This is a genomic window from Enterococcus mediterraneensis (genome assembly GCF_900604485.1).
Classification (GTDB): Bacteria; Bacillota; Bacilli; order Lactobacillales; family Enterococcaceae; genus Enterococcus_C; species Enterococcus_C mediterraneensis.
Map to the genome: position 1 here is coordinate 804,230 of NZ_UWOP01000001.1, position 25,320 is coordinate 829,549.

Sequence of the window (25,320 nt, forward strand, 5' to 3'; positions counted from 1 at the left end):
TTGATTAAGGTGGGAAAAAGATGTTTTATTCCATAGAAGAATTAGTAAACCAAGCGCAAGAGTTTTCTTCTGTCGCAGAATTGATGATCCATACAGAGATCGAGATGACCGGCAGAGACCGGCAACAGATTCGAGAGTTGATGGGCAGGAATCTGGAAGTCATGGAACGTTCCATTGAAGAAGGCGTTCAAGGGGTGACCTCTGTGACCGGACTGACAGGGGGCGATGCGAAAAAATTAAATACATATCTTCAAAGCGAAAACTTTTTAAGCGGCGAGACGATCTTAACAGCGGTCCGCAATGCTATCGCAGTCAATGAAGTAAATGCGAAAATGGGCCTGATCTGCGCCACACCGACAGCCGGCAGTGCCGGTGTGGTGGCTGGCGTTTTGGTTGCTGCTCGTGATCGTTTACAGCTCAGCCGCGAAGAACAGATAGATTTTTTATTTACCGCTGGTGCCTTTGGTTTGGTGATCGCCAATAATGCGTCGATCTCCGGCGCAGAAGGGGGATGCCAAGCAGAAGTCGGTTCTGCCAGCGCAATGGCAGCCGCCGCATTAGTTTGCGCAAACGGCGGTACAGCATTACAAGCGGCTCATGCGGTCGCTATCACCTTGAAAAACATGATGGGTCTGATTTGTGATCCTGTCGCCGGACTAGTAGAAGTACCTTGTGTGAAACGAAATGCGCTAGGTTCCTCCCAGGCATTTATTTCAGCGGATATGGCATTGGCAGGTATCCAAAGCGTGATTCCGCCAGATGAAGTCGTGGCCGCTATGTATCAAGTCGGCAGACAGATGCCGTCGATCTTCAAAGAAACTGCGGAAGGCGGACTGGCTGTCACCCCTACTGCCCAACGCCTGCAAAAAGAAATCTTCGAAAAACAAGCGTAGATGAACAGATTCCTATGATTTACAAAAAAGAGAGCAAAATCAATCAGCATGGATTGGTTTTGCTCTCTTTTATTATGCAGATTTATAAATCAGTCCTGCTTAAAAGCTGACTAATTTTGTGTTTTTAACTTCTTCGATGGTCTTTGTTCCAGCTAATTGCATGGTGATGGACAGTTCTTTATTCAAGTGATCAAAGACTGATTTCACACCTTCAGCGCCGCCAAGGTTTAATCCGTAAATCACTGGACGACCGATTGCTACTAGATCAGCTCCGCTAGCTAGTGCTTTGAAGACATGTTCGCCGCGACGGATACCAGAGTCAAAAACGATTGGTACACGTTTGTTGACGACTTCAGCGATACTTGGCAAAAGATCAAAGGATGCAGGCGCACCGTCTAATTGACGTCCGCCATGGTTGGATACCCAGATACCGTCTGCGCCAGCCGCGATGGCAACTTCTGCATCTTCTGATGATTGGATACCTTTAACAAATACAGGTAAACTAGTCAATTCTTTGATTTTTTGGATATCTTCAGGAACGATCGCTTGTTTAGCGGCCGCATAGATTTCAGCGATTCCTTTGCCTTCGCCGTCGCCGCTTTCAGTTTGTGCACTGTAAGCCGCTAAGTTCGGCATTGGTAATGGGAATTGGAATTTATTGATGATGTCTTCTTCACGATAACCGCCTAATGTTGAATCAACCGTCAAGATGATCGCTTTTGCGCCGGCTTTAACGGCTTTTTCTAAAATAAATTCATTGAATTTATCGTCTTTGCTCATATATAGTTGGAAAAATTGAGGTGCATCTGGTGCCGCAGCAGCCGCATCTTCAATCGTTGTATTGGCATAGGTACTGATTGAAAAGATCGATCCCACTTCAGCTACTCCTTTCGCTGTATCAACTTCACCATTTTCGTGAGCCAATCCTTGCGCTGCGGATGGTGCTTGGATGATTGGTGTTTTCAACTCGATATCCCAAAGTTTCGTGCTTAGGTCAGCTGAATCGATTCCACGCAACACACGAGGTACAATTTGTTTTTTATTAAAGGAATGCGTATTTTCCGTCATGGTCCATTCGTCTTCTGCTCCACCGCGGATGTATCCAAAAGCGCCGGCTTCCATACGTTCTTTGACTGCTTTTTCTAGTGATGCGATATTTACGATTTCAATAGGATGTTCTTCTTTACTTGCTTGGTATGACATAATAATTTCCTTCTTTCAAATTCATCTATACTCTTATTATATACACTTACAAAAAGTAAGCAAATATTTTTACTCGGAAACATCCCATAAAAATTTTTTCACCCATTTATCGACTGTTTCATTCTCATGAAGCTGGCTGTGATGAGCATTTTCGCCGGTGACAATCTGAGTCTGGACAGGATTGCCGTTGTTCATCAACAACCGCGCGACAGATAACGCGCTGGTCAACGGAACGGTACCGTCTCCTGATTCCTGCTGATTTATTTTTCCGCCGATCAACAGCATACTTGTTTCTTTCGGAATCTGTTCTGCCAGTTCGAGATAATCTTGATAGCGGGCAGATCTTTCAGCGGGTCCATTTGCCAACAGTTGATCGATCGATTGTCCAGATTGGGTATCTAAAAATTCATTGAATGGCGCACCGATTGCCGCAAATTTCTGGATTTTTGGTAAATCAGAAGATGCGCCATAAGTTGCTAAATAGCGCAACGTACTGACGCCTCCCATCGAATGACCAACGATTTTTACTTCGCGGGTCCCGTACTTTTCTTGCAAATAAGCAAGACAGCTTTTGATCCACTCCGTTTGCTGCCACTCATTATTTTGGTTATCTTCAAATAAGACTTGGATCATGGGATTGTTTTTTTGTCCTGACAAGCTGCCTGCTTCTTGAACTTCTCCGGCAGGTGTCACTGTCAATCTCAGTTCTTTTTTCGCGACGCCGGCATTTTCAAAACGGGCGATCATCCCGCCAAAGGAACTGGGCCCACCGCTGTACCCATGGATGAACAGAGTCGGCACCTCGCTTTTTCTAATCGATGGTTTTTCAACTTTAGGTTTTACAGTTTGCTCAGAATGGGCTGTCGCTGCTTTTTCTTGGCTTTTCCCATAGCTTATCCAGCCTACACTAATGATTACCAGTAAAAGCAAAAAGCTTATTATTTTTTTCATTGAGATCCCTCCGCGAACAGTATGACATATTTTTCCAAATAAAAAAATCCAACGCTCTGAAAACAAAACGCTGGATCATTTTTTAGATATTGTCGACTTGTTCGAAATCTAATTCGGTGCTGGTTTCGCGTCCGAACATGTTGATGTTGACTTTTAATTTTTGTTTTTCTTCATCGATTTCAGTGACTTGGCCTTCAAGACCGGCAAAAGCTCCTTCAATGATCTTCACTGTTTCGCCAACTTCAACTTCAAGATCAGATTGACGTGTGCTCATTCCTAATGAACGCAAGATATGATTGATCTCTTCTGGCAATAACGGTGCTGGTTTACTCCCTGCGCCATGAGAGCCGACAAAGCCAGTCACGCCTGGTGTATTCCGTACGACATACCATGATTCATCTGTCATCGTCATTTCCACGAGTACATAACCAGGGAACGTTTTGTGTACGATCTCTTTTTCTTTCCCGTTTTTTACTTCTGTTTCTTTTTCTTCCGGTACAACTACTCGAAAAATAAAATCGCCCATTCCCATGCTTTGCGCCCGCGATTCGATATTTGCTTTTACTTTGTTTTCATAGCCTGAGTAAGTATGCAATACATACCAATTTCTTTCAAAAGTTTCCATTCTGATGGCTCCTTGTCTGATTGTTTGTAAAATAAAAAAACCTCAGTTTCCCGAAGTTTTCTTCACACGTATTATAGCACCGTTTCTAAAATCACGCTAGTCAATTATTTTAAGATCCAACCGAATACCGAGCGGACGACTGTATCCATAACATAGAACATTACAGCAAAAATGATCGACGTTTCGATTACAATTAACGTATCTTTCCGCAGTTGTTTTTTAGACGGCCATGTGACTTGTTTCATTTCATCAATGACACTACGAATGAATTTCATTGCTTTTGCCTCCTATTTCGTTTCTCGATGAAGCGTATACTTATTACAGTATTTGCAGAATTTGTTGATTTCTAAACGTTCTCCCTGTTTTCCTTCGCTGACTGATTTCGTATAGTTGCGGGAACCGCAGACAGAACAGGCTAAGGCTGCTTTTTTCGTTGCCATCTTTATGCCTCCTTGCATACACAATCGTACAACTTAAATTATCATGTTTCTTTTTTTCTGTCAATCATAGGAATAATTTAGGTATTTTTTTTAAGTTATGCTATTATTAAATTGTTAAAATGGAACATGGAGGGGTTTTTTATGCTATTAAAAACAATGGTCTATAAGAAAAAAGATTTGACGACAGTCAAAGAAACCAACACGCTGGAAGAAGCGTTAGAAATTCTCGAAGACTCAGGTTTTCGCTGTGTCCCGATTTTAGATGAAACCGGAAAAATTTTCCGCGGCAATATCTATAAAATGCATATCTATCGTCATAAAGCAAATGGCGGCGATATGACACTGCCTGTTACTCACTTATTGAAAAACGCGACGAAATTCATTTATGTCAATTCATCATTTTTCAAAGTATTTTTTACCATTAAGGAATTACCCTATATCGCTGTTCTTGATGAAGAAAATCATTTCTACGGCATCTTGACTCACAGTTCACTCCTCAACATGCTTTCTCAATCATGGAATGTAGAACAAGGAAGTTACGTGTTGACGATCGCATCTACTGGGAAACAAGGTGATCTGGCTGCTATCTCGAAGATCATTTCAAAACACAGCAGTATCGCCAGCTGTATCACGCTGGATATCGGCAAAGACGAATTCATTCGCCGGACATTGATCACATTGCCGGCCAAAACCAGCAAAGAAACTTGCGATACGATCGTGACTCAATTAGAAAACAAAAACTATAAAGTCGTTGAAATGGAAGACTTGTCCGCCGGTGAATAGACCGCAAAACAAATCCCAGCGACAGCTGATCAGAGATTGATCGCTGTCGCTGGGATTTTTTAGCAGTCGAGATCGGCTCGACTGTTTACAGTCTTTTTTCGAACTGCAATGATTTATCTAAAATGAACATGACTGGTGCAGAGATCGCCATAACGATAAATTCGCTCAGCGCCAAACTGCCGTATGTTGTCCAAAATGCTTTGCCGCCTTCTGGTACCAGCATCAGTGCGATCAAAAACATGCTTGCGGTGAAAAACAGCGTGTTCAGTGCCAAACGCCAGTATACGTTTGGTACTCGTTTTTGCAACAGCGCCGTCAAGCCAAGGGCTAAAAGTGTTTGACCGCCGCCGAAGATCACATCTGCGATCCCGAAACCGAAGAACCAGTTATAGACAACGACTCCTCCTAACACGCCCCACATCAATTTGCGATTGAATACCACCAGATGGTTCAAACTTTCTGAAATACGGAACTGGATAGGCCCGGAAGAGACCGGTGCGACCAGAACTGTCAAAGCGATATAAAGCGCCATGATGATTCCGTTAGTGACTGTCAGCATAAGCCGAGCATGTGTTTTGTTGGTTGACATTTGCATAGATTTTCCTTCTTTCTCCTAGTTTTGATGACGCGGGATGGTTGATGAACCGCGGACAAATAATCTGTCTATCTAGCTGGCTTTTTTTAACGAATGCGTCTTTTCTTTCAACACGATCACATTTCGAGCAGGTTTTGTCTGTTTGATTTGTTGCCGTGTTTTCCGAAGCATCAAGCCATAAAACACCGTTAACACACTATAACTGATCAATAAACCACCCTGTAAGATCACAAACGTCCATCGTACAGGCAGCGAAAGTCGTAAATGAATGGCTTTTTCTAAAAAAAGCTGCAGCGCAAATAAGCCGCTAGAAACCCCAATTAAATGATAGTATTTCATAATATCTCCTCAAAATCAATATAAGATAGTATAACAGACATTCTTTTTAAACGAAAATATTAACCATTGTTTTTTCACAAAAATATAGGTAGTTTTTTTAAAAAATTCATTAAGAAACAATCATCACATCAGAGTAAGCGATTGCATTTTTATTAGGAATATGGTATAAAATAAGTGTAAGGGGTCATAAGAGTTCCCAGTAAAGCAGACGATTTAGGATCTGCAGGAACAGAATTGTTATGAAACTTAACAAACAGAAGAAGGACGTGGGAATTTGAGTTACTCCTTACTAATCGAACAGGGTCTAGTGAGTTTTTCCTAGTATTTCTTGAGTGGACATAAGAACCTTAAGAAAATACCAAAATGGAAAAAGTAACCTCACTAGATCTTTTTTTGTACTCTTTTACTTTCCAATCCAACTCGCCTCTGTTACAATGTTTAACATTGAGATTTCCACTAAAACAACGGAGCATGCTAATGAAATTCCACTATCATTTATTAATAAATCAAGCATCCGGCAGCGGTCACGGCAAAAAGACAGGTGAGCGGATCGCTAACTTATTGAAGAACAAAAATTTTCAATATACGGCCTATTATACTGAATACGCCGGACATGAACATGAGATCATCAAAGATCTTGTAGAAACTACGTTGATCCCCTGGACCGAAGAAACTCCCGAAATGATCGGCGATGGGTATTTTCCGCTTTTGATCGTCATTGGCGGTGACGGTACACTTCACCAAGTGATGAATCAATTTTATCATTTAGGCGCTGAATTACCTATCGCCTATATTCCAGCCGGTTCCGGCAACGATTTTGCCCGCGGAATCGGACTGCCTCGGGAGCCTGAGCAGGCGTTTTGGCGCATCGCTAAAGCCCAAGCACCGCAATCCATAAATATTCTAACCTATGAAGAAAAGATCCAAGAAGAAAAAGGGGTCTTTGTGAACAACGTAGGCATTGGCCTAGACGCCGCTATCGTCCATGCGACGAATGAATCTGGAACTAAAGAAAAGCTGAACAAATACAATTTAGGTTCTCTATCCTACATTGTATCGGTCTTGAAAGTCTTATTCACACAAAAAGGATTCCCAATCTTGGTAGAAATCAACGGAAAAGAATATTCCTTTGAAAAAGCCTTCTTATGTACCACCACCAACCACCCTTACTTTGGCGGCGGTGTCGCGATCGCTCCTTCCGCAGATGTAACAAAAAGCAACTTGGATCTAGTCATCGTCGAACGGATCTCTCTATTCAAAATTTTAGGATTGATCTTTAAATTATTGCGAAAAAAACATACAACCTCCAAGCATTTCCACCAATTTACCGGCAATCGGCTGCAAATCGTCTCACCGGTCCCTCAATACGGACAAGCCGATGGTGAAGTATTGGGTCACCGTTCTTTCGATATTACCTTTGCTACTAAAAAACAACAGATCTGGTATTAATTGATTGGGACAGTACAACCATTAGCAGCTATAAAAAAAGAAGACTTTGATGGATCGCTGTCGGCGATTTGTCAAAGTCTTCTTTTATATTTTTTATAAAATTATTTTTGCAGAAAGACTTCAGGGGTAATGCCTTCCATGCCGATCATGGGATCGACTTTTCCTTCTTCAACCATTTCCAAAGTAAGTATCGTGCCTGCTAACGGAGCCGTCTCTGTTTTTTCGGCCACTACAGTTGTTTTAGGCTTTTGTTTCGTTTCTGCAGGCGCGTCAGCAAACAATGTAACAGGTGCCTGTTCTGGGGTAGTTGTTTTCTTTGTTGGTGTTTCTTCGATGATTGCCGCACCAGTATAGGCTTCACCGGTAACTTGTTCTTCGTAAGCGACGATTTTCCGATGCATGCCAGCCGACAGATGATCCGCTGATAGAATCCGTTCTTTCAATGTTGTCAGTCGAATGGCAGATTCTTGTTGAACGCATGTTTGATAAGCCTGTTCTTCTCCCAATAAAATCAGCATTTCTTTACTGCGGGTCACGGCTGTATACAATAAATTGCGTTGCAGCATCCGTTGGTATTGGTGGACCATCGGCAAGATAACCATCCGAAACTCGCTGCCTTGCGCTTTATGGATCGAACAGCAATAAGAAAGTGTGATTTTGTTCCATTCATTGCGGCGGTAGGTTACTTCAGTGGTATCGAATTGGATGACCAGCTCATCAACTTTATCTTCGGAATCTTTTGCTAATATGATCCCTACGATTTGACCCATGTCACCGTTAAAGACATTCTCCTCTGGTGCATTGACTAACTGCAGGACCTTGTCCCCGATCCGATAAACCGTATCGTTCCAATGAACTTCTTTTTTGCTGCCGTCATTAGGATTGAAGATCTCCTGCATCATTTTGTTCAACGCATCGATCCCAGCCGCCCCGCGATACATCGGCGCCAACACTTGGATATCTTGCGGCGTAAAGCCTTTCGCTTTCGCCTTGGTGACAATATTGGCGATCAATGGCTCGATCTGGTACGCGTTACAACTGAAATAGGAGCGGTCTTTTTGGTTTCTGGTGAAGTCTGCCGGCAGTTGACCGTTTTTGATTTCGTGGGCCAACGGGATGATACTGGAGCCGTCCCCTTGTCGGTAGATCTCAGTCAACTCGCATTTTGGCAGATAGTCGATCTGCAGCAGATCGTGCAGTACCTGCCCTGGTCCGACAGAAGGCAGCTGGTCTTTATCTCCCACAAAGATCACCTGCATATTTGTCGGGATCGATTTGAACAGCGTGTTTGCCAACCATGTATCTACCATCGACATCTCATCGACGATCAATAAACCGCCCTCTAATTCTTTCGGCGTGACCGAAGCGGCTTTTTCTCGTCCTGTCAGTCCCAACAAACGATGGATCGTACCGCTGGGCAATCCAGTGGTTTCATTCATCCGTTTGGCGGCTCTTCCTGTCGGTGCCGCTAAAAGGATCGGAAACATTTCTTGAGTATAGCTGCTGGGATCAAGATCCAGATCGTTCAGCTCAGCAAATAATTGGACGATCCCATTGATCACGGTGGTTTTTCCGGTACCTGGTCCGCCTGTCAAAATAAACAACGGCGAACGGATCGCTTCTTTGATAGCTTTTTCTTGTGAACTGCCGTAAGAGATCTGCAGTCGTTTTTCGATTTTCCGCAGATTTTTTTCGATCGCTTTTTCGGAATAAGGTATTTTTTTGCGTTTCAATAAACGCTGGATCGAGCTGGCGATGCCCCATTCAGCAAAGTACAGACTGTTTTCGTAAAGATTGGTCTCTTCCTGCTGGATCTTGCCTTCTTCTACCAGTTCGATGATGCTGTTGGCTACTTGTTCCGGATGGATCTCCACAGGTCGTGCGGTTTCCAACAATTGGATCGTTTGGTTCAGCAGTTTTTCGGCTGGAACAAAGGTATTGCCTGTCTGCAGAGAATGCTGGGTGACTTGGTGCAGAACAGCTGCACGCAGACGTTTTTTCGAAGTTGCTTCGATCCCCAACTGCTCGGCTAACGTGTCGGCTTTTTTAAAACCGATCCCTTCAATGTCTTCCACCAATCGATAAGGATTTTCTTGGATCAGATCCAACGCCTCGTTTTTATAGGCTTGATAGATAGCAAAAGCCAACTGATTGCCAAAGCCGTATCTTCCCAACCCGACGATCACTTGGTCCATTCCATGATTGAGTCGGACCGTTTCCAAAATCATCTGCCGCTTCTTTTCCGTCAGCCCGCTGATCTGTTTCAGAAGCTCCGGCTCTTCCAGCATTCGATCAATGGCGTGATCGCCAAAATTCGCTACGATTTTTTCAGCGGTCTTTTTCCCAATCCCTGGGAATTTATCGCTGGAAAAATAATTGATCAGTCCATTTTCCGAGGTAGGCTGTTCTTGCTGGTAGCTGTCCACTTGCAGCTGCAGTCCGTATTTGGGGTGATTTTTCAATTCGCCAAAAAAGCGATAACTTTCCTCTTCTTGGATATCACCGAACGTTCCGGTGGCAACGATCTCTTTTTCTCGATAATCGGTATTCGTTTCATCCAGATGGATCAGCAGGACTTTATAAAAGTTCGTTGGATTTTGAAAAAAAATCGCGGCAACTGTCCCCACAAAATAATTTCGTTCGTCTAGCAACCTGCTTCTCCTTCCTTCTTATAACAAAGCATCTACTTCTGCGTCAGATCCCAAAAATCCGGTATCGTTCCAGATTTTTAAGCGATAAGGCAATTTCCGCTGTGGTTCTTCTGCTTCCAGAAGTGTCAAACTGTTGTTGACCAATCCGCCCATTTCCCGAAGATCCGCCAAGTCTTTTCCTAAAAGCCATTGGATCGCGGCAGTCAAAGACGCGCCATGACCGACAAACAGCAATGGACCTTTTTCAGCCGCGGCAACTGCTTCAGTCACCACTTTTTCGATACGCGCCAAGGCATCTTGGATCGGCTCCCCATGAAATATACTAGGATCATATTTATCTAAATGATGCCGGAGATTCTTTAGTTCTTCCGGATACCGTTCATACATTTCATCAATGAACTGTCCTTCAAGATCTCCCAAACCCAATTCTTTCAATCCATCTGAAACAACGATCTCTACCTTTTGATCCAATTGTTCAGCGATCCCCATCGCGGTTTTTTGCGCTCGCAAAGCTGAGCTGGTATAGATTTTTTCAAAGGGGACCTTTTGCAAATGCTGCCCCAATAAGCGGATCTCTTCATAGCTGTGAGGCAACAAAGGAGAATCCCCCATCATCCCTTGAAATCGTCGTTCGTTGTTCCACTCTGTTTTACCATGCCGGGTAAAATATAAATCCATCGTGATGACTCCTTAATCCAATTTATCGTTTGGGTAATGATGTGTAAGTTCTAGTTGCGGAAACCCTTGTTGTCTCAATGCTTCGTAAATGATCAGCGCCGCAGTATTCGATAAATTCAACGAACGGACATGCTGATCATTCATTGGGATACGCAAACATTTTTCTTCATTTTTCCGCATGAACTCTTCCGGTAATCCTGTTGTCTCTTTACCGAACAAGAAGAAATGCTCCTGATTGTCAGCGTAATCCACGTCACTATAAACACGATTAGCGAATTTAGTGATCAAATGAAGTTGTCGATCCCCTAAAAAAGTCAGAAAGGCTTCTAGATTCGCGTGGTATGTAATATCCACATCGTGCCAATAATCCAAGCCGGCTCTTTTCAAATGCTTGTCATCTGTTGAAAAGCCTAATGGTTCGATCAAATGCAGCGGTGTATTGGTAGCGGCACAGGTTCTTGCGATATTTCCTGTATTTGCCGGTATTTGCGGTTCAAATAAAACAATATGATTCATGATAAACGCCCCTTCCAAGTAAAAACATCTATTTTCTACTATACCACTAAACATCGTTTTTTGGGCATAAAAAAAACGTATCGGCTCGGTGTGATCACTGCGAGTCGTTACGTTAGTGAAGCTCTTTTCACTAACTTTTATCAGAACAGGAACCTGATAAAAACCAATGAAAAAATGACTTGACGTAAATATATCACTGATATGGAATTTATGCAACAGTTTCGATGCAAAAAATTCAAAAAATTTTCAAGAATTTTCCCCAATTAAAACATCTAAATCGATCGTGATTTTATCGATAGGATTTTTTAATATTTCTTCTTTGGTCTCGGCTGAAACGCCCCATTCTAAAGGCGACATCTCCAAAATATCTTCTTGCCGTTCTTTAGGGATCGCAAATTCATACGTTATTTCACTATGCTCAGCTGTTGGAAAGACTTCACGAAATTTAGCGACTACCTTTTCATTCGTGTAGTTTTGCTTGCTGACATCGTCAGGATAAAAGGCCGCCCGCAGTTCTTTCAAATAATTTGCCCGAGGGACCACTTTGATCAGTCTGCCACCTGGCATCAAGACCCGCTGGAATTCCTGATAATTCGATGGAGAAAAAATATTCAAAATTGTTGAAAAAGAGTGTTGGGCAAAAGGCAGATTCGTCAGATCCGCCACACACCAAAAAGCTTCATTAGGCTGATCAGTCGCTAAATAAACACCTTCTTTGGCAATATCAAAACCGACTGCCGTACGTGTTTTTTCTTGTAACAGTGCGTTCAAAAAACTGCCCTCGCCGCAACCGACATCCAGCAGTGTTTCGCCTTTAAGCATCTCATTGATTTTTTGGATAAGCGGTTGATACATACCGCTTTTGATCATGCGTTGGCGGGCTTGGAACATCGCCGCGCTGTATTCTGATTTGATTTGCCGCGTCATGAAATAGAGTGTGCCTTTTTTGGATACATCAAAACGATGCTGATTTTCACAAATGATCCCCGTATCGCTGCTAGTCATCTCTGCATGGCACAATGGACAGCGGAACATCGTGGTATGCGCCGCGATAAATTGTTTTCCTCGATCGATTTTCTTTAACATCTTTGCCACCTCTGCTCTACTTTAGCATAGCTGTATGGTAAAATGCTACTGAATAACTAAAGGAGGACCACTATTTTATGCTAAAAGAATTTTGCGCGGAAAATTATACACTGATTCCTGCGGCTATCGCAGCCGGCGCCCGTCGGATCGAACTATGCGACAATCTAGCTGTCGGCGGTACGACACCAAGCACTGGTGTCATCGAAGAAGTATTGAGCTATGCTGGCGAAAAAGAAGTTCCTGTCATGACGATGATCCGTCCGCGCGGCGGCGATTTTATCTACAATGATATCGAGTTGAAAATCATGCATACTGACCTGATCGAAGCCAAAAAACTGGGAACAGACGGTGTCGTATTCGGTTGTTTGACTCCTAGCGGCTGGTTAGACGAAGAAGCGCTGGAACTTTTGATCGACAATGCGGAAGGTTTGCAGATCACTTTTCACATGGCTTTTGATGAGATCCCTGAAAATCGGCAGTTCGAAGCCATCGATTGGCTGGCAGAGCACGGTGTCGACCGGATCTTGACCCACGGCGGAAAAGCCGGTACAGCTATCGAGGAAAATCTTCCTCGCCTAAAAGAATTGATCGATTACGCGGGAGACCGTTTGATCATCTTACCTGGTGCAGGAATCACTCACCAAAACGCTGAAGAAGTTGCGGCAGCTTTAGGTGTCAATGAAGTCCATGGCACAAAGATCGTGCCTCTTGCACAATAAATCGATTCTCAAGTTTTTACCCGATACTAATCACCAACAGATTAGATACTAGATTTGTTTTGTTTAATAAAGCGGCAAAAAAAGACGAGAAGTGAACCCAACTCGGGTTCATTTCTCGTCTTTTGCATCTCAACTGATCTATCTCAATCAACCGCCGACAAAATAGCTCATGAAAAGACTGGCGATATTGAAGTAGATCAGCACACTGGTTAAATCGCTCAATGTCGTGATAAACGGTCCGCTGGCAACTGCCGGGTCAAATCCTAGTTTATCCATCAGCATTGGGATCAAACTGCCGGCTAAATTAGCGACAGTAATAGCAAACATCATCGCGATTCCGATCACAAAACCTAAAATGAAGTTTTGCCGCCAGATCCCTACGATTACAAGGATCGTTATACCGGTGATGGCACCAGTCACTAACCCTGTCAGAATCTCGCTTAGAACGGTCCGTAAAAAGGAGCTATCCTTCTCATCATTGATCGCTAAGCGCCGGACAGCTACCGCTAACGATTGCGTCCCCGCATTCCCGGCCGTACCGGTGATCAATGAAATAAAGACCGCCAAAATACTTGCTTCGCTGACCAGATCCTCATAACGGCTGATCAATGTCGCCGTTGCCATTCCTAAAAACAATAAAGTGATCAGCCAAGGAAGACGTCTTGCTGCTGCTTTCACTGGGTTTTCACTGACTTCTTCTACGTTGACCCCAGCCAAACCGGAATAGTCGCTGGCTGCTTCATCATCGATAACGTCGATGATATCATCGACCGTTACGATCCCTAATAAGTGGTCATCATAATCCGTGACCGGCAAAGCTAAGAAGTCATAATCCCGGAAGGTTTGTGCCACGTCTTCTTGGTCATCCCCCACATGCACGGAGATCACCCGCTCGCTCATTACTTCAGAGATCATGGTGTCATCATCATTGATGATCAAATCCCGCAGCGAGATCACACCTACTAATTTGTTGTCTTGATCTACTACATAGATATAATAAATAGTTTCCGCGACATCCGCTTCATTTTTCAAGACGTACATCGCGGAACGTACCGTCTGGTTTGCAACGATGGAAACAAATTCTGTCGTCATGATGGACCCGGCTGTATCATCTTCATAATGAAGCAGTTCCTTGATTTCGCTGGCATCATCTGCCGACATCAAACTAAGGTATTTGGCAACTTGTTTCTTATCTAGTGTATTCAATAAATCGACTGCGTTATCGGTATACATTTCAGAAAGCATCTCCGCCGCATAGCTGGGGCGCATCTCTGATAAATAATCTTTCATGTATTCGTCGTCTTCTTCGATCACATCGAACATATCCGCTAATTCTTTAGGGGATAGATACGCGTAGACAAGATGTCGTTGTGCCTCATCGAGAGACTGGTAGAATTGCCCCTGCTCATAGATATGCATCTCCAAAAAATTATCACGAAATGCTTGAATATCGTTTGCTTGAAGTGCTTGACGTAATTCATCAAAGCGAACTTCCAATTCTTCTGTTTCGTCCAATCTCTCTCACCACACTCATTCGTTTAATTTTGCCGCCAATCCTTGCATATCTGACGGTAATTCCTGATAGAATTCCAGTCGTTCATTTGTAAATGGATGATAAAAATGCAACTCATAGCAATGCAGCGCTTGTCTTTGGATCCCCAGATCCATTGCGCCGCCGTATAATTCGTCCCCTAATAATGGACAGCCGATCGCTGCAAAATGCACGCGGATCTGATGGGTACGTCCAGTGTGCAGCTGGATATCTACCAGTGCCGCCTGTTCTCCCCGCTGATCCAGCCAATATTCTGTTTCGGCATAGCGCCCTTCCTCAGCGATCTTGCGTTTCAATAAAGAATCATAATCTCTGGCAATCGGTAAAATGATCTCGCCATGAGGCTGCAATGTATCGATCGCGCCAGCTACCAGAGCTTGATATTTTTTGTAAAACTTCTTTTCCCTCAGCTGGATATCCAGCTTGGCATGGGCAAACCCATGCTTAGCAAACAGCATCAATCCCGATGTATCACGATCCAATCGCGTCACCACGTGGATCACTTGGTTAGGATAATTTTGCTGTTTGTAATACGCTTTGACACGATTGGCCATCGTATGATTGGGGTGATATTGTGCCGGGATCGAAGAGATCCCCGCCGGTTTGTTCACCACCAGTAGATGTTCGTCTTCAAAGACGATATCGATAGGCGTCGGGTCCAATAAGACTGTTTCATGTTCTCCTTCATCAGGAATCACAATAGTTACCCTATCATTTGCCTTCAAAGAATACAAGACATTTTCTATTTGCCCATTCACAAAAATTTTTCCGCCTTGAAATTTGATTTTTGCCAGCAAACCTTTTGAGATTCCCTGCTCTTTCAAAAAAAATTTTACTTTTTGCGGATGATCATAATGATACGTATACGTAAATTCCATCGTTTATGTGTCTCCAATAAAAGCATCCTTGACGCGATGCCAAAAATGCATGTGCCGATAAGAAGCAAACTGGATCCGTTCATCTGCGATACGATAAAAAATCGCATCGATCTCGTCTTGCTGGATATCCAAAGAATCTACCGTGATCAGGTAGTCATTGCTGTCTTGCAAACGGATCTCCAGCCATTCATTTGCAGCGATGATGATCGGTGAACCTAGTGTCCGAAACACGCGATTGTTCAATGACGCGATCTCAGCTAATTGGATAGCGTTGATGCTGGGATGCAAGACCGCTCCGCCGACACTTTTGTTATAAGCAGTCGATCCAGTTGGCGTAGAAACCGATAAACCGTCACCGCGAAAACGTTCAAACAGTTCTTCTTTGATATAAACATCCGCCACCATTGTGCGGCTGCCCCGCTTGATGGTGGATTCGTTCAATGCCAAAAAGTGTCTGTCGGGTTTATCGTTTAAATAGCGGATCACTACATCCAACAAAGGATAACTAACGCTTTGTCCACGGTTGTTTTTCAAACTTTCCACTAATTCTTCCAGTTCATAGTCCCGCCAGTCGGTATAAAAACCCAAATGTCCGGTATGGATGCCTAAAAAACTGACGTCTTTCAAGCGATGACTGTACCGATGGAAAGCTGACAGCAGCGTGCCGTCCCCGCCGACAGAGATCACAATCTCCGGTTCTCGTTCGTCTAGTTGGATGTCTGCTTTTTTCAATAACTTGAGCAGATGTTGAACAACATCGATAGTTTGTTTCTGCTGATTATAGACTACAGCTACTCGCAATCCCTTCATTCCTCCTCTCGATCGATGGACGCACGGTAATAATTATCATCAGATTTGCCGCGACCATGAGAAAACAGACGCTGGGCTTCTTGGATCTCCTCGCGAATGCTGGACATCTCTTCATCTAAGCGATAGGCGGCCTCTGCCGCTCGTTTCAAGCGCTCGCTCATTTCTTCCGGAAAGGCGCCTTGATATTTGTAATTCAAAGAATGTTCGATCGTTGCCCAAAAATTCATGGCCAACGTCCGGATCTGGATCTCCGCCAAAATCTTTTTCTCACCGTTGATCAATTGGACCGGATATTCGATGACTAAGTGATAGGAGCGGTATCCGCTGGCTTTTTTATTGGTGATATAATCCCGTTCGATAATGACTTTCATATCTTTACGATTGCGCAAAATCTGCACGACTTGGTGGATATCTTCTACGAACTGGCACATGATGCGTAATCCGGCAATATCCGACATCTCTTCTTCTAAGCGTTCCATCGGGATATGACGGATCTGACTTTTGGTAATAATACTGTCCACAGGCTTGACACGTCCTGTGACGAATTCTATCGGTACGTGTCTGCTTTGTTCCCGAAATTGTTTGCGAATCCCGCGAAGTTTGACTTTCAATTCAGAAACCGTTTGTTCATAAGGAGCTAAAAAACTTTCCCAATCTCGTTCCATACTGATCCCTCTATTTTCTTTTAACGTTCATTCTCCATTTTACCATAAAGCACAAAAAATCTTTAGTAGCCATTCTCTGATCCATTTGATTTTTATCAGAAGCCTTCTGCTGACACAAACTGTAACAATTTTTTGAGAAGGCCGCTTGCTGTGAATAAAGATTATAGTCAGACGATTCGGTAAAAAACTGTTTTTTTAATCAAAATCAGTCATTTTCATTGACGTATGCTGACGATTTATGTCAAAATATTAAAACACGGAAAAGAGTGAAACTATGAGCGAGAGCATTGAAATCGAATTTAAAACATTGATCACAGCCAAAGAATTTGCCCACGTCCAGTCTTTCTTCCAGATTGAGGAAAGCGGATTCCATTATCAACTGAACAGCTACTTCGACACAGAAGATTCCCTGCTTAAACAAAAAAAATGGGGATTGCGGATCAGACAATTGTCAGACCGCGGTGAGCTGACATTGAAAATCCCTCGTACAGAAGGTTTATTGGAAGTCACGGACGACCTTACCGTTAAAGAAGCAGAATATTATCTGCAAAAACAACAGCTTCCTGACAGCGGCAATGTCGCAAAGACATTGACTGCACAAGGTATCTTGCCGCAGTCATTGAAAATGATCGCATCATTGAAAACGCGGCGGGCTGAGATCAAGATCCAAGAAGGGTTGCTTGCATTAGATGAGAGCTGGTACGGCAAGCAGCATGATTTTGAATTAGAATTAGAAGTCGCTGACGCGGAGAAAGGCCGGCAGGATTTTTTTGATTTATTGGAAAAACTGCAGATTTCCTATGTTCCGGCTCCAAATAAGATTGTTCGAGCAATATCAGAAAATTAAATTCTCTTTGGTTTTCTTTTTCTGATTTTTCTGTTAAGTTAACGATAAGAGTATCAATATAGGATTTTGATTTTGGGGGAGAATCGTGTGATCGAAATTTATTTATTTGTCAATCCACTGGGGCCTATTTGTTTGGAAACTGAGATGGAATTGTTGAAATACATAGAGAAAAGCAGTGTGAAGATCCAACTTCGCGTGCTTCCGCTAGTCAACATGACAACAATTGGGGATATCATGAAACGGCGGAAGATCGCGAAAAACGATGTTGCTGCTCGCAACAAGTTGTTTTCTGACACCTATTCAGCGGCTCTTGATTGCAAGACCATCCAGCTGCAAGGCAGAAGACGCGCGCGGGATTTTTTAATGAAGCTGCAGCAAGCAGTTGGTTGCCTGAAAAAAAACTATTCTCGTAAACTGGTTGAAGAGATCGTTGATGAAATCGGCGGCGACTTGACGATGTTTCGAGAAGACCGTCCGTCACAATTAGTCAAAGACTTATTCAAAGCGGATCAAACGATCGCTCATGAGATGGGGATCGTCAAGCATCCATCCGGCGTCGTTTACAATTACGCTTGCGATAGAGACTATGGTGTATTACTAGAAGGTCCAGAAGCACTCTTAGACCTACCTCTTCTTTGTCAAACGACAGAAGAAAGTTATCGCATCTTTCATCTGGACGGCTACCTGAAACGGGAAAATGAACGAAGAGTCGTTCTTTCTTCCAAACATTTGAAATTAGTGTAAAAAAAGACGATCAGCCTGAGCTGATCGTCTTTTTCTATTAATCTAATTGATCCACTAAAGCTTCTAATTCGTCTAAGCGTTGTTCAAAGACTTTCATGGCATCTTCGATATAAGCTGCTTGTGTCATATCCACGCCAGCTTTTTTCATTACTTCGATCGGATAATCGCTGTTTCCAGATTTCAAGTAGGTCAAATAGTTTTCTAGTGCTTGCGGTTCTTGGTCTAAGATTTTCTTCGCCAATGCAGAAGCTGCTGAGAAACCAGTTGAATATTGGTAAACATAGTAATTGTAGTAGAAATGCGGAATCCGTGACCATTCCAGTTTGATTTCAGGATCTTCTTCCACACTTGGACCATAATATTTCGCATTTAGTTTTCCATAGTAGTCGCTTAGATATTCACTGGTCAACGGCACGCCTTTCGCGTCTTCTGTATGGATAAAGTGCTCGAATTCAGCAAATTGGGTTTGACGGAAGATCGTGCCTTTGAAGCCGTCCAAATAATGGTTCAGAACATAGGCTTTGACGCGAGGATCGCTTTCTGTTTGCAACAAATACTCCGTCAAAATATTCTCATTTGTCGTTGAGGCGATCTCTGCTAAAAAGATCGAATAATCACCATAAACATACGGTTGGTTGTTGCGAGTGAAATAGCTGTGGACACTGTGTCCCATTTCATGGACTAGTGTGAACAGTTGATCCAATGTATCATGCCAGTTCAATAAGATATATGGTGCTGTGTCATAAGCTCCTGACGAGTAGGCGCCGCTGCGTTTGCCTTTGTTTTCGATGACATCGATCCAACGGCTTGAAAAAGCTTCTTCCACAACCTTCAGGTATTCTTCTCCCATCGGCTGCAAAGCTTTCACTGCTTTTTCTTTCGCTTCTTCAAATGTATAGGCGATCGGTGCTTCACCAAGAACCGGTGTATACATATCATACATATGCAGTTCATCTACTTTCAATAGACGTTTGCGCAATGCAACGTAACGGTGAAGCAATGGCAGATTCCGATTCACGACATCTACCAATGTATCATAGACGCTTTCTGGAATATGATTGGCACTTAGTGAAGCCGCCCGAGCTGAACCATATTTGCGAACTTTGGCTTTAAAATTATGTCCTTTGACATGAGCACTCAATGTTGAAGCGAATGTATTGCGGAATTGTTCGTAAACACTGTAAAGACCTTTGAAAGCATCTTCCCGCACTTTACGATCAGTACTTTCCATCAATTGACCATACACGCCATGAGAAAGCTGGATTTTTTCGCCATCAGCGCCTGTGATCGTTGGGAATACAAGATCGGCGTTATTCAATACAGCAAATGTATTGCTGGAAGCTTCGAAGACTTCCCCGGCACCTGCCAACAATGATTCTTGGTCTGCCGGCAACACGTGAGCACGATTATCCACCAATTGTTTTACATAGTGACGGTATTCATTTAATTTTGGTTCTTCATCGAAATAGCTCCAGATTTGTTCATCGGTAAGATTCAACACTTCTGGTTCGAACCAAGAGATCGCTTCGCTGGTCTGTGTCAACAGACTGCTGGCACGGGCATATAAACCTTGATAAACGGTATTGGCGGTATCTTGATCGTTTTTCAGATGAGAATAGACATAGATCGTTTCTAATTTGCGGGAAACATCCAGCACAAATTCCAGCGCAGACAAAAATGCTTGCGGGCCTTCTGCTAATGTTCCTTTAAATTTTTCTGCTTGTTTGATTTCTGCTGCTAATTCATCGAATGCTTTGTCAAAAGCTGCATCGTCAGCAAAGATCTTGGTCAGATCCCAGGTTGATGCTTCCGGCAAATTTTCTCGAGTAGGCAATTGTTTTGTTTCTGACATGTTATCGGCTCCTTTCGATTAGTTCTATCTTATCATATTATCATAAAAATAATGTACAAAAAAATCAGAATTTTCTTTTTATTGCCCCGCTAAAACCCGACATTCCTGAAAGATCTGCCAAAGGACCGTTCGCTGATCGATCAACGGAAAATCCCAGCGCCATGTCAAACATTTTAATCTGCTGATCCACTCCTGAAACGTTTGCTGCGGGTGCAATAAATACAAGTAACGCAACAGCAGCAGACGCTCTTCAAAAAAGAAGGAAAAAGTACTAGCCTGATAGCACCATTTCGGCAATGTCGTGAGGGTCTGCCCTCGTAGATAAAATTGTTCCTGAAGCAATAACAACTGCTTTGGCGAGTGTATCAATTTTTGCGCCAGCAGTTCACGATACTCATCCGGATGCCAATGAGAGATTCTTGCTTTTTCCTGATAAATTGTTCGATCTGTTAACTGCCAGCTTTTTTTAGCAAATGAATTTTCTGTATGGTAATGCCAAATGACCGGTCCTAATCTTTGTAATTTTCCATGTTCCACAGATAAGTGCCAAAGATAGATTTGCCTTTTTGTGTAATAACAACAGGCTTTTTGGAAATGACTGAATTTTTTCTTCGGATAAAAGCGTCTGCCTAAAATCCACCACGGATGATACCCATGACGCTGATAATTTGTTGTGCGTTCTTGGAAACGCTGGAAAGGCAGCGGTGAACACTGAAATTCAAGGGCGCGTTTGTTCCATAAAATATCCGGACGTTGCCGCAACTGCGGGAGATAAGCTTCCAAAACACCCTCATCTTTTACAAGAAAGCGAGCTAAGAGTTCTTTTCCTTGGAGATGTTCTTTGGTCTCTCCTTCACTGAATGTATCGCAATCAGCATGAGCCCTATGTGCAAAATGTGGAATTTTTTGTCTGCCGTTTTTAAAGTACACTCGTTGATGACAGCCGGGACAAATCATATCGCCGCTATCTGTCATTTCTAAACTGGAGATCAATTGTCCTTGCCCGTTTCGTGCCATCAGCATCTTGCCCACCTCAATAAGAGATACGTAAAGAAAGACCAATTGCCGCAAAAACAGCTATATTAGCAAGGATATCTAAAAAAGCAGCCGGAAGAACGATTTTCCGGCTGCTAAAAAATGATAGTACAAAAAAACACCCACTCTTTATCAAAGCAGGTGTCTTATTTAATGAAAATAATGACGGGTGACCGCCAAGGCATCGTGTTCCATCAAAAGTTTGCCATGTTCCGATAATACTTCCGGTGTCACATGGCTTTTTCGTGCAAATTCAGCGATATATGATACATAATCTTTTATTTCACTGTCAAAAATCAATTCATCAAGAAATTCGATCTCCAAGAAATACGCACCGTTCATGCCGTATAGATTAGTGATAACAGAATCTAATTGAACTTCATTAGCTAATTGGATCATTTCTTCAAAATCAGTCATTTCAAAAACGAAATGCCGCTTCACTTCTTCCGGTTCTGAAGCTTCTTCTAATTGAGCCGCTACATGTTTTTTCAGAAACTCGCTGATCTCTTCCGGCGAACCAACACCGTCTTCTAATTGAGAAATTTCTTCTGGCGGCAGATTCTTGCTGATAAACAGCTCTAATCCGTCTCCTTTTGGCAGAACTTGGAAAGTAACTGCTTCACTGCCCTTGAATTCTTCGTCGATATCGACTTCTTCAAGGATGCTATAAAAGAAATTTTCTATTTCGTTTTGATTTCCTAACAGGTCTAAAAAAGTGATTCCTCGAGCAGCTAAATCTTCACTTTTGATCAACACACGAATCGTATTTTCATTGATATGTTCCATTTCCATCTTAGCTACACCTCACTTTTATATACACTTTATAGCTACATTGTAACGGAAGAAAGGGAAAAGTAAAGAGAAAACTACGATCCCTAAGAGAAAGAAAAGAATTTGAAAATAAAAACAACTGTGCTTTTATCTGGCTAAAATAAATCAGATCCGCCAACATGTTTTGTCAGCCGATCTGCTATTTTTATTGAGAAAAAATGAGGAAGATCCCAGGATCTTCCCCATCTCTTATAAACCAGCCATTAGCTGTGCATGTCTTAATTCTAATTGTCGAACTTCTCTAGGTAAGAAACGACGGATTTCATCTTCGTTGAAACCAACTTGTAGTCGTTTTTCATCAATCATGATCGGACGACGCAGTAATCCAGGATTTTTTTGAACAAGATCCAGCAATTCCGGCAGCGGCAATTCATCCAAATCAATATGCAATTTTTGAAAAACTTTCGAACGTGTCGAAATGATTTCTTCAGTACCATCTTCAGTCATTTGCAAAATCGCTTTTAGTTCAGAAATATTCAGTGGTTCTGAAAAAATATTTCTTTCAACAAAAGGAATTTCGTGCTCTTGCAACCACGCGCGAGCTTTCCTGCATGACGTACAACTTGGGGAAGTATAAAGTGTCAACAACGGTATCACTCCTTCTTATTATACAAACGACTCTGTAACAGCAGCCGTTTTATTTTTAATCTGATTATATTATATCGAATGAAATCAAAAATATCCAGTACTTTTTTAATTTTTTTTAATAAAATTAATGGTATTCAAATAATATAACCTTTATAAAACTAGACTTTTGCGCTTTTTAGATTTTTTCAATGAGCATATTCACATTTTTTTCCAATGAAAATAATATTGTATAACAGCTTTTAAAATCTGTACTATTTATAACAATTTCCTTTATCGTACATCTAACCTTTATGTTACTATTGTTTTTTAATTTTTCAAGATGTATTTCATTGCTCAAAGTTTGTTCTTGATAAATCTTGACAGCATGAGAAAAGCGGCATTTTTTCTTTTTAAATAGAGGATAAAAAAAGAAATCATTTGTGGCCAATATTATTTTTCAGTTATTTTGTTAGAAAAAAAGACATAGAATCTGTATCATCTCTTAAGAAATTTTTCCCCGTTTTCTGCTAAATTTTTTATCACCCTATTTTTTAGCTTTCTTTAAATTTGCTAAGAAACATTTTCCAGCCAATTGAGATTAAAAAACATCTGAATTACGGAAAAAACCCAAATTTTACTCTAAAAATCTTTTTTTAATTTGATTTTTTGATTACTTTCGGAATTGAGCGTCATAAAGTGCACGATAATGACCATTTTTCCCCATTAGTTCATCATGAGTACCTTGCTCTAATATTCCTTGGTCGCTGACAACGACGATGCGAGTAGCGTGTTTGATAGTCGCCAGACGATGAGCGATGATCAGTGTCGTACGTCCATCAGCCAACGAATTCAATGATTCTTGGATCACTTGTTCCGTTTCGGTATCCAAAGCAGAAGTCGCTTCATCCAGAATCAGGATCGGCGGATTTTTAAGAAACATCCGAGCGATCGCCACCCGTTGTTTTTGACCTCCTGACAGTTTCACGCCTCTTTCACCGATGATCGTATCCAATCCTTGCGCCATTTGCTGGATCACACCGTCCAAATGAGCTAGTGAGACTGCCTGCTGTATCTCAGCTTCAGTGGCGTCTAACTTCCCATACGCGATATTCTCGCGGATCGTTCCGGGAAATAGAAAGACATCTTGTTGGACGATCCCGATCTGTTTGCGCAAAGATTCCAAAGTCATTGACTGGATATCGATGCCGTCGATGGTGATCGTACCGTCTGTCACTTCATAAAAGCGGGGCAACAGATTGCAAAGAGTCGTTTTTCCGGAACCGCTTTGCCCGACGAACGCGACTGTTTCCCCCGGTTGGATCTCAAGATCGATGTGGTTCAAAACTTTTTTTGAATCCATATAAGCAAATGAAACGTCATCATAAACGATGTGACCCTTCAAGTGATCCACCGTGATGGCATCGGGACGATCATATATAGCAGGTTTTCGATCAAGTTCCGCGATCAATCGTTTGAATCCGGCGATACCTTTTGGATAGCTTTCGATCATCGTATTGACCTTTTCGATTGGACGGACGAAAACATTAGACAAAAGAATAAAACCGACAAAGTCCCCGTATGTGATCTCTTTTCTGATGGTGTAGTAAGCACCGAAGATCAACGCGAAAAGATTGATCAAGCGGATCAAGAAATAGTTATATGAAGAACTCAGCGCCATCACTTTATAAAACATGATCTTCGATTGACGATACGTTTCGCTCAACCCTTCAAAGCGTTTCGCTTCAAAAGGTTCATTGGCAAAAGATTGTGTGACCCGGATACCGCTGACAGACGCTTCGACACCGGCATTGAATTCTCCCAGGTTATCATAGATCCTTGTGTTGACACTGGTCATTTTTTTATTGAAGAAAACCAACGCGATAGTAATCAACGGCAGCATCGCAAACGTTGCAAATGCCAACTGGACATGAGTATTCAGCATCAATAAAAACGCCCCTACCAACGTCATGACGGTAATGAACACATCTTCTGGACCATGATGGGCCACTTCTGAGATCTCGAACAAATCAGTCGTCAAACGGCTGATCAATTTCCCGGTTTTTTGATTGTCATAATATTCAAAAGGCTGTTTTTGCAGATGTTTAAACAGATCCCGCCGCATATCCGTTTCGATATTGACCCCTAACTTATGTCCGAAAAAAACTACGATATATTGCAATGCGGTATTTAAAATATAGAAAAACAGCAACCCCAGACACGCCAATAGGATGATTCGAAAATTATGCATCGGCATGATTTTATCGATCACTTGATTGACTGCCACCGGAAAAGCCAATTCAAGCAGACCGGCAACTACCGCACATGAAAAATCTAAAATAAACAGCTTCTTATACGGTCGATAATAGCTAAAAAAGCGTTTTAACAATTCCGCACCTCCTTGATATATAGATTTTATTATAAGCAATGTTCTGATAAAAGCAAAACAGATTTTGGTGAAAAAAACTGAAAATCTCTAAACCTTATTCTCATCGAAAAAACAGAAATTAAGTAGATAAAACCTTTATTTATCAGCGTTTATGCTCTTTCTTTTCTTATAAAATTCCGCTAGAATATAGCAGGATTCTTTTTTGAAAATTTACAGAAATTGAAA

General features: G+C 42.2%; 26 protein-coding genes. 6 read left to right on the plus strand and 20 right to left on the minus strand.

The window, feature by feature from the left end; all coding sequences use genetic code 11:
- The first annotated feature begins 20 nt into the window (after positions 1 to 20).
- Positions 21 to 893: an L-serine ammonia-lyase, iron-sulfur-dependent, subunit alpha gene (gene sdaAA / locus EFB00_RS03820; RefSeq protein WP_122645597.1), complete on the plus strand. Its 873-nt coding sequence runs from the start codon at positions 21 to 23 to the stop codon at positions 891 to 893.
- 99 nt (positions 894 to 992) lie between these two features.
- Here the strand turns inward: sdaAA and EFB00_RS03825 are convergent, their stop codons facing one another.
- The 5 genes from EFB00_RS03825 to rpmG all read right to left on the minus strand — a co-directional run bounded on the left by EFB00_RS03825 (position 993) and on the right by rpmG (position 4,112).
- Positions 993 to 2,096, minus strand: coding sequence for a lactate oxidase (locus EFB00_RS03825; RefSeq protein ID WP_122645598.1), 1,104 nt, complete (start codon positions 2,094 to 2,096; stop codon positions 993 to 995).
- A 69-nt stretch (positions 2,097 to 2,165) separates the two neighbouring features.
- Complete coding sequence (locus EFB00_RS03830) at positions 2,166 to 3,047, minus strand: alpha/beta hydrolase (RefSeq protein WP_122645599.1); 882 nt, start codon at positions 3,045 to 3,047, stop codon at positions 2,166 to 2,168.
- Positions 3,048 to 3,129: 82 nt separating this feature from the next.
- A complete protein-coding gene (nusG, locus tag EFB00_RS03835; protein ID WP_122645600.1) occupies positions 3,130 to 3,672 on the minus strand; it encodes a transcription termination/antitermination protein NusG in 543 nt (180 codons plus the stop codon).
- Between the two features lie 104 nt (positions 3,673 to 3,776).
- Positions 3,777 to 3,947, minus strand: a complete 171-nt coding sequence (secE, locus tag EFB00_RS03840; RefSeq protein WP_122645601.1) for a preprotein translocase subunit SecE — start codon at positions 3,945 to 3,947, stop codon at positions 3,777 to 3,779.
- Between the two features lie 12 nt (positions 3,948 to 3,959).
- Positions 3,960 to 4,112, minus strand: a complete 153-nt coding sequence (gene rpmG / locus EFB00_RS03845) for a 50S ribosomal protein L33 (RefSeq protein WP_122645602.1) — start codon at positions 4,110 to 4,112, stop codon at positions 3,960 to 3,962.
- Between the two features lie 141 nt (positions 4,113 to 4,253).
- Here rpmG and cbpA point away from each other — a divergent pair, with 141 nt between their 5' ends.
- A complete protein-coding gene (gene cbpA, locus EFB00_RS03850) occupies positions 4,254 to 4,895 on the plus strand; it encodes a cyclic di-AMP binding protein CbpA (RefSeq protein WP_122645603.1) in 642 nt (213 codons plus the stop codon).
- Positions 4,896 to 4,980: 85 nt separating this feature from the next.
- Here cbpA and EFB00_RS03855 read toward each other — a convergent pair whose 3' ends face one another.
- Positions 4,981 to 5,484 carry a QueT transporter family protein gene (locus EFB00_RS03855; protein ID WP_122647032.1) on the minus strand — a complete coding sequence of 168 codons (504 nt, stop codon included), beginning with the start codon at positions 5,482 to 5,484 and terminating at the stop codon, positions 4,981 to 4,983.
- A gap of 78 nt (positions 5,485 to 5,562) precedes the next feature.
- Positions 5,563 to 5,829, minus strand: coding sequence for a hypothetical protein (locus EFB00_RS03860; protein ID WP_122645604.1), 267 nt, complete (start codon positions 5,827 to 5,829; stop codon positions 5,563 to 5,565).
- Positions 5,830 to 6,306: 477 nt separating this feature from the next.
- On the opposite strand from EFB00_RS03860, the gene EFB00_RS03865 reads away from it, so the two are divergent.
- On the plus strand, positions 6,307 to 7,278 hold the full coding sequence (locus tag EFB00_RS03865) for a diacylglycerol/lipid kinase family protein (RefSeq protein ID WP_122645605.1): 972 nt from the start codon (positions 6,307 to 6,309) through the stop codon (positions 7,276 to 7,278).
- A gap of 101 nt (positions 7,279 to 7,379) precedes the next feature.
- On the opposite strand, the gene recD2 is transcribed toward EFB00_RS03865, so the two are convergent.
- The 4 genes from recD2 to EFB00_RS03885 all read right to left on the minus strand — a co-directional run bounded on the left by recD2 (position 7,380) and on the right by EFB00_RS03885 (position 12,209).
- Entirely contained in the window at positions 7,380 to 9,929 is a 2,550-nt protein-coding gene (recD2, locus tag EFB00_RS03870; protein ID WP_122645606.1) for an SF1B family DNA helicase RecD2, read from the minus strand.
- An 18-nt stretch (positions 9,930 to 9,947) separates the two neighbouring features.
- Entirely contained in the window at positions 9,948 to 10,607 is a 660-nt protein-coding gene (locus EFB00_RS03875; protein ID WP_122645607.1) for a histidine phosphatase family protein, read from the minus strand.
- A gap of 12 nt (positions 10,608 to 10,619) precedes the next feature.
- Entirely contained in the window at positions 10,620 to 11,123 is a 504-nt protein-coding gene (gene trmL, locus EFB00_RS03880; protein ID WP_122645608.1) for a tRNA (uridine(34)/cytosine(34)/5-carboxymethylaminomethyluridine(34)-2'-O)-methyltransferase TrmL, read from the minus strand.
- 246 nt (positions 11,124 to 11,369) lie between these two features.
- Positions 11,370 to 12,209 (minus strand): putative RNA methyltransferase, encoded by an 840-nt coding sequence (locus EFB00_RS03885; protein ID WP_122645609.1) that lies wholly within the window; start codon positions 12,207 to 12,209, stop codon positions 11,370 to 11,372.
- A 77-nt stretch (positions 12,210 to 12,286) separates the two neighbouring features.
- Here EFB00_RS03885 and EFB00_RS03890 point away from each other — a divergent pair, with 77 nt between their 5' ends.
- Entirely contained in the window at positions 12,287 to 12,928 is a 642-nt protein-coding gene (locus EFB00_RS03890; RefSeq protein ID WP_122645610.1) for a copper homeostasis protein CutC, read from the plus strand.
- Between the two features lie 147 nt (positions 12,929 to 13,075).
- Here the strand turns inward: EFB00_RS03890 and mgtE are convergent, their stop codons facing one another.
- The 4 genes from mgtE to yjbM are packed head-to-tail and all read right to left on the minus strand — an operon-like array spanning position 13,076 to position 16,833.
- Positions 13,076 to 14,443: a magnesium transporter gene (gene mgtE, locus EFB00_RS03895; RefSeq protein WP_122645611.1), complete on the minus strand. Its 1,368-nt coding sequence runs from the start codon at positions 14,441 to 14,443 to the stop codon at positions 13,076 to 13,078.
- A 15-nt stretch (positions 14,444 to 14,458) separates the two neighbouring features.
- Entirely contained in the window at positions 14,459 to 15,358 is a 900-nt protein-coding gene (locus tag EFB00_RS03900; RefSeq protein ID WP_122645612.1) for an RluA family pseudouridine synthase, read from the minus strand.
- Between the two features lie 3 nt (positions 15,359 to 15,361).
- Entirely contained in the window at positions 15,362 to 16,159 is a 798-nt protein-coding gene (locus tag EFB00_RS03905) for an NAD kinase (protein WP_122647033.1), read from the minus strand.
- A 5-nt stretch (positions 16,160 to 16,164) separates the two neighbouring features.
- Positions 16,165 to 16,833 (minus strand): GTP diphosphokinase, encoded by a 669-nt coding sequence (yjbM, locus tag EFB00_RS03910; protein WP_122645613.1) that lies wholly within the window; start codon positions 16,831 to 16,833, stop codon positions 16,165 to 16,167.
- A 274-nt stretch (positions 16,834 to 17,107) separates the two neighbouring features.
- Between yjbM and EFB00_RS03915 the strand changes: the two genes are divergently transcribed.
- Positions 17,108 to 17,680 carry a CYTH domain-containing protein gene (locus tag EFB00_RS03915; RefSeq protein ID WP_122645614.1) on the plus strand — a complete coding sequence of 191 codons (573 nt, stop codon included), beginning with the start codon at positions 17,108 to 17,110 and terminating at the stop codon, positions 17,678 to 17,680.
- 87 nt (positions 17,681 to 17,767) lie between these two features.
- On the plus strand, positions 17,768 to 18,424 hold the full coding sequence (locus tag EFB00_RS03920) for a DsbA family protein (protein ID WP_122645615.1): 657 nt from the start codon (positions 17,768 to 17,770) through the stop codon (positions 18,422 to 18,424).
- A gap of 37 nt (positions 18,425 to 18,461) precedes the next feature.
- Here the strand turns inward: EFB00_RS03920 and pepF are convergent, their stop codons facing one another.
- The 5 genes from pepF to EFB00_RS03945 form a co-directional block, all read right to left on the minus strand.
- Positions 18,462 to 20,276, minus strand: coding sequence for an oligoendopeptidase F (pepF, locus tag EFB00_RS03925; RefSeq protein WP_122645616.1), 1,815 nt, complete (start codon positions 20,274 to 20,276; stop codon positions 18,462 to 18,464).
- Between the two features lie 78 nt (positions 20,277 to 20,354).
- The gene (locus EFB00_RS03930; RefSeq protein ID WP_122645617.1) at positions 20,355 to 21,299 is read right to left on the minus strand and encodes a competence protein CoiA; all 945 of its coding nucleotides are present in this window, start codon (positions 21,297 to 21,299) and stop codon (positions 20,355 to 20,357) included.
- Positions 21,300 to 21,461: 162 nt separating this feature from the next.
- Positions 21,462 to 22,103 carry an adaptor protein MecA gene (locus EFB00_RS03935; protein ID WP_122645618.1) on the minus strand — a complete coding sequence of 214 codons (642 nt, stop codon included), beginning with the start codon at positions 22,101 to 22,103 and terminating at the stop codon, positions 21,462 to 21,464.
- Between the two features lie 228 nt (positions 22,104 to 22,331).
- On the minus strand, positions 22,332 to 22,730 hold the full coding sequence (gene spxA, locus EFB00_RS03940; RefSeq protein WP_122645619.1) for a transcriptional regulator SpxA: 399 nt from the start codon (positions 22,728 to 22,730) through the stop codon (positions 22,332 to 22,334).
- Between the two features lie 649 nt (positions 22,731 to 23,379).
- Entirely contained in the window at positions 23,380 to 25,095 is a 1,716-nt protein-coding gene (locus tag EFB00_RS03945; protein WP_122645620.1) for an ABC transporter ATP-binding protein, read from the minus strand.
- Positions 25,096 to 25,320 lie beyond the last annotated feature (225 nt).